This window comes from Eikenella sp. HMSC071B05, from assembly GCF_001811325.1.
GTDB classification, from domain to species: Bacteria; Pseudomonadota; Gammaproteobacteria; order Burkholderiales; family Neisseriaceae; genus Eikenella; species Eikenella corrodens.
This window is the reverse complement of sequence record NZ_KV804518.1, coordinates 1-5491: the sequence shown is the minus strand read 5'-3', so window position 1 is coordinate 5491 and position 5491 is coordinate 1. Positions and strand designations below refer to the sequence as shown.

Below are 5491 nucleotides of genomic sequence, written 5' to 3'. Positions count from 1 at the left end.
CTTCTACGCCACAAAGAATGACACCCGCCGTTAGGCGGGTGTCATAAATAGGTGTTTGGCAGTGTCCTACTTTCGCACGGGTAATCCGTACTATCATCGGCGCTGGTTCGTTTCACGGTCCTGTTCGGGATGGGAAGGCGTGGGACCAAACCGCTATGGCCGCCAAACTTAAACTGTACAAATCGTCAAGCCACCGGTCATGTCACTCCGGTTAATCAAATCAAACTGTTCTGTCCGGCTACTAACCAAACAATCGGGTAATGTGTATCGATTCCAGTAAGCTTTATTCTATTTAGTACTCTTCCCGGTGTTTCTACACCGCAAAGCACTTCAAATGATAGAGTCAAGCCTCACGAGCAATTAGTATGGGTTAGCTGCACGCGTTGCCGCGCTTCCACACCCCACCTATCAACGTCCTGGTCTAGAACGACTCTTCAGGAGGGTTTAACCCCCAGGGAAGTCTCATCTCCAGGCAGGTTTCGCGCTTAGATGCTTTCAGCGCTTATCCTTCCCGAACTTAGCTACCCGGCGATGCCACTGGCGTGACAACCGGTACACCAGAGGTTCGTCCACTCCGGTCCTCTCGTACTAGGAGCAGCCCCTGTCAAACTTCCAACGCCCACTGCAGATAGGGACCAAACTGTCTCACGACGTTTTAAACCCAGCTCACGTACCACTTTAAATGGCGAACAGCCATACCCTTGGGACCGACTACAGCCCCAGGATGTGATGAGCCGACATCGAGGTGCCAAACTCCGCCGTCGATATGAACTCTTGGGCGGAATCAGCCTGTTATCCCCGGAGTACCTTTTATCCGTTGAGCGATGGCCCTTCCATTCAGAACCACCGGATCACTATGTCCTGCTTTCGCACCTGCTCGACTTGTCGGTCTCGCAGTTAAGCTACCTTTTGCCATTGCACTATCAGTCCGATTTCCGACCGGACCTAGGTAACCTTCGAACTCCTCCGTTACTCTTTGGGAGGAGACCGCCCCAGTCAAACTGCCTACCATGCACGGTCCCCGATCCGGTTTACGGACCTGGGTTAGAACCTCAAAGTCACCAGGGTGGTATTTCAAGGACGGCTCCACAGAAACTAGCGTCTCTGCTTCTAAGCCTCCCACCTATCCTACACAAGTGACTTCAAAGTCCAATGCAAAGCTACAGTAAAGGTTCACGGGGTCTTTCCGTCTAGCAGCGGGTAGATTGCATCTTCACAACCACTTCAACTTCGCTGAGTCTCGGGAGGAGACAGTGTGGCCATCGTTACGCCATTCGTGCGGGTCGGAACTTACCCGACAAGGAATTTCGCTACCTTAGGACCGTTATAGTTACGGCCGCCGTTTACTGGGGCTTCGATCCGATGCTCTCACATCTTCAATTAACCTTCCAGCACCGGGCAGGCGTCACACCCTATACGTCCACTTTCGTGTTTGCAGAGTGCTGTGTTTTTAATAAACAGTCGCAGCCACCGATTCTCTGCGACCCTCCAAAGCTTACGGAGTAAATCCTTCACCTCAGAGGGCATACCTTCTCCCGAAGTTACGGTATCAATTTGCCGAGTTCCTTCTCCCGAGTTCTCTCAAGCGCCTTAGAATTCTCATCCTGCCCACCTGTGTCGGTTTGCGGTACGGTTCGATTTAAGCTAGAGCTTAGTGGCTTTTCCTGGAAGCGTGGTATCAGTCACTTCGTATCCGTAGATACTCGTTATCACTTCTCGGTGTTATGAAGAACCGGATTTGCCTAATTCTTCCACCTACCGGCTTGAACAAACTATTCCAACAGTTTGCTGACCTAACCTTCTCCGTCCCCACATCGCACTTAAATCAAGTACGGGAATATTAACCCGTTTCCCATCGACTACGCATCTCTGCCTCGCCTTAGGGGCCGACTCACCCTGCGCCGATGAACGTTGCGCAGGAAACCTTGGGCTTTCGGCGAGCGGGCTTTTCACCCGCTTTATCGCTACTCATGTCAACATTCGCACTTCTGATACCTCCAGCATTCCTTACGAAACACCTTCTCAGGCCTACAGAACGCTCCCCTACCATGCACTAGGTGCATCCGCAGCTTCGGTTATAGATTTGAGCCCCGTTACATCTTCCGCGCAGGATGACTCGACCAGTGAGCTATTACGCTTTCTTTAAATGATGGCTGCTTCTAAGCCAACATCCTGGCTGTCTAAGCCTTCCCACTTCGTTTACCACTTAATCTATCATTTGGGACCTTAGCTGGCGGTCTGGGTTGTTTCCCTCTCGACAACGGACGTTAGCACCCGCTGTCTGTCTCCCATGATTGCACTTTCCGGTATTCTGAGTTTGCCATGGGTTGGTAAGTCGCAATGACCCCCTAGCCATAACAGTGCTTTACCCCCGGAAGTGATACATGAGGCACTACCTAAATAGTTTTCGGGGAGAACCAGCTATCTCCGAGTTTGTTTAGCCTTTCACCCCTATCCACAGCTCATCCCCGCATTTTGCAACATGCGTGGGTTCGGTCCTCCAGTACCTGTTACGGCACCTTCAACCTGGCCATGGATAGATCACTCGGTTTCGGGTCTACACCCAGCAACTATGACGCCCTATTAAGACTCGGTTTCCCTACGCCTCCCCTATCCGGTTAAGCTCGCTACTGAATGTAAGTCGTTGACCCATTATACAAAAGGTACGCAGTCACACCATAAAGTGCTCCCACTGTTTGTATGCATCAGGTTTCAGGTTCTATTTCACTCCCCTCCCGGGGTTCTTTTCGCCTTTCCCTCACGGTACTGGTTCACTATCGGTCGATGATGAGTATTTAGCCTTGGAGGATGGTCCCCCCATCTTCAGACAGGATTTCTCGTGTCCCGCCCTACTTGTCGTATGCTTAGTACCACTGCCGGAATTTCGGATACGGGGCTATCACCCACTATGGCGGAAGTTTCCAATTCCTTCTCCTATCCCGACAACTATCACATACAGGCTCCTCCGCGTTCGCTCGCCACTACTTGCGGAATCTCGGTTGATTTCTTTTCCTCCGGGTACTTAGATGGTTCAGTTCTCCGGGTTCGCTTCTCTAAGCTTATGTATTCAGCTTAGGATACACATTGCTGTGTGGGTTTCCCCATTCGGACATCACCGGATCAAAGCTCTATTGCCAGCTCCCCGATGCTTTTCGCAGGCTTACACGTCCTTCGTCGCCTATCATCGCCAAGGCATCCACCTGATGCACTTATTCACTTGACTCTATCATTTGAAGTGCCTTTTTGACTTCGCCTGCGCTGCGTTGACTACAGCTGGGGCTTAAGGCCTCTACTTTGATAAAGCTTACTGCTTGTTGTGTCCGAATCCTGCCTTTTGTGTTTCAGGATTCAGTCGATACAATCATCACCCAAATTTCTGTATGACTTATCTCAAAGATAAGCCCTACTTCGTTTGTTTGTTGATTTCGGCTTGCCAATTTGTTAAAGATCGATGCGTTTTGACTTCGCAAATAAAAATAAACTACCACGCAAACTGCAAGATGCAGCAACTTACTCGTATATTTAGCATACTTTTATTTGGAAAGTATTGTGTGGTGGAGGCAAACGGGATCGAACCGATGACCCCCTGCTTGCAAAGCAGGTGCTCTACCAACTGAGCTATGCCCCCAGTACCTGGGCGGATCTGCTCCGCTCTACGACTACTGGTGGGTCTGGGAGGACTTGAACCTCCGACCCCACGCTTATCAAGCGTGTGCTCTAACCAGCTGAGCTACAAACCCAACATTCTCTTCGCATCTGTATCTGATTACCGATAGGTGTGGATGCTCTACCCCTACTTTTTCTCTAGAAAGGAGGTGATCCAGCCGCAGGTTCCCCTACGGCTACCTTGTTACGACTTCACCCCAGTCATGAAGCATACCGTGGCAAGCGGGCTCCTTGCGGTTACCCTACCTGCTTCTGGTATCCCCCACTCCCATGGTGTGACGGGCGGTGTGTACAAGACCCGGGAACGTATTCACCGCAGTATGCTGACCTGCGATTACTAGCGATTCCGACTTCATGCACTCGAGTTGCAGAGTGCAATCCGGACTACGATCGGTTTTCTGGGATTGGCTCCACCTCGCGGCTTGGCTACCCTCTGTACCGACCATTGTATGACGTGTGAAGCCCTGGTCATAAGGGCCATGAGGACTTGACGTCATCCCCACCTTCCTCCGGTTTGTCACCGGCAGTCTCATTAGAGTGCCCAACTAAATGATGGCAACTAATGACAAGGGTTGCGCTCGTTGCGGGACTTAACCCAACATCTCACGACACGAGCTGACGACAGCCATGCAGCACCTGTGTTACGGCTCCCGAAGGCACCCTTCCGTCTCTGAAAGGTTCCGTACATGTCAAGACCAGGTAAGGTTCTTCGCGTTGCATCGAATTAATCCACATCATCCACCGCTTGTGCGGGTCCCCGTCAATTCCTTTGAGTTTTAATCTTGCGACCGTACTCCCCAGGCGGTCGATTTCACGCGTTAGCTACGCTACTAAGCAATCAAGTTGCCCAACAGCTAATCGACATCGTTTAGGGCGTGGACTACCAGGGTATCTAATCCTGTTTGCTACCCACGCTTTCGAGCATGAACGTCAGTGTTATCCCAGGGGGCTGCCTTCGCCATCGGTATTCCTCCACATCTCTACGCATTTCACTGCTACACGTGGAATTCTACCCCCCTCTGACACACTCTAGCTATCCAGTTCAGAACGCAGTTCCCAGGTTAAGCCCGGGGATTTCACATCCTGCTTAAATAACCGTCTGCGCTCGCTTTACGCCCAGTAATTCCGATTAACGCTCGCACCCTACGTATTACCGCGGCTGCTGGCACGTAGTTAGCCGGTGCTTATTCTTTAGGTACCGTCAGCAAAAAGTGGTATTAGCACTTCCCTTTTCTTCCCTAACAAAAGTACTTTACAACCCGAAGGCCTTCTTCATACACGCGGCATGGCTGGATCAGGGTTGCCCCCATTGTCCAAAATTCCCCACTGCTGCCTCCCGTAGGAGTCTGGGCCGTGTCTCAGTCCCAGTGTGGCGGATCGTCCTCTCAGACCCGCTACTGATCGTCGCCTTGGTAGGCCTTTACCCCACCAACTAGCTAATCAGTTATCGGCCGCTCGAATAACGCGAGGTCTTGCGATCCCCCGCTTTCTCCCTTAGGACGTATGCGGTATTAGCCAATCTTTCGATTGGTTATCCCCCATTACTCGGTACGTTCCGATATATTACTCACCCGTTCGCCACTCGCCGGACAGTAGTGCAAGCACTACCCCGCTGCCGTTCGACTTGCATGTGTAAAGCATGCCGCCAGCGTTCAATCTGAGCCAGGATCAAACTCTTATGTTCAATCTCTAACTTAATAACTTCTGGTCTGCTTCAAAGAAACCGACAGAACAATGTTAAACATCGTCTTGTCTTCTTCTCAACAGTGCAGGTGTAAAACACCCACACTTATCGGTAATCTGATTGTTAAAGAGCTGCTGAACC

At 51.1% G+C, this 5491-nt stretch carries 2 tRNA genes and 3 rRNA genes; all 5 read right to left on the bottom strand.

Going from position 1 to position 5491, the window contains the following annotated elements:
* Window positions 1–53: 53 nt before the first annotated feature.
* Window positions 54–167 (bottom strand): 5S ribosomal RNA (gene rrf / locus HMPREF2796_RS00510).
* Between the two features lie 172 nt (window positions 168–339).
* A 23S ribosomal RNA gene (locus HMPREF2796_RS00505) occupies window positions 340–3223 on the bottom strand.
* Between the two features lie 329 nt (window positions 3224–3552).
* A tRNA-Ala gene (locus HMPREF2796_RS00500) sits at window positions 3553–3628 on the bottom strand.
* A gap of 35 nt (window positions 3629–3663) precedes the next feature.
* Window positions 3664–3740 (bottom strand) — tRNA-Ile (locus tag HMPREF2796_RS00495).
* A 68-nt stretch (window positions 3741–3808) separates the two neighbouring features.
* Window positions 3809–5350: ribosomal RNA gene (locus HMPREF2796_RS00490) — 16S ribosomal RNA — on the bottom strand.
* The 16S, 23S and 5S rRNA genes sit together here with 2 tRNA genes alongside, the layout of an rRNA operon.
* Window positions 5351–5491: the final 141 nt, after the last annotated feature.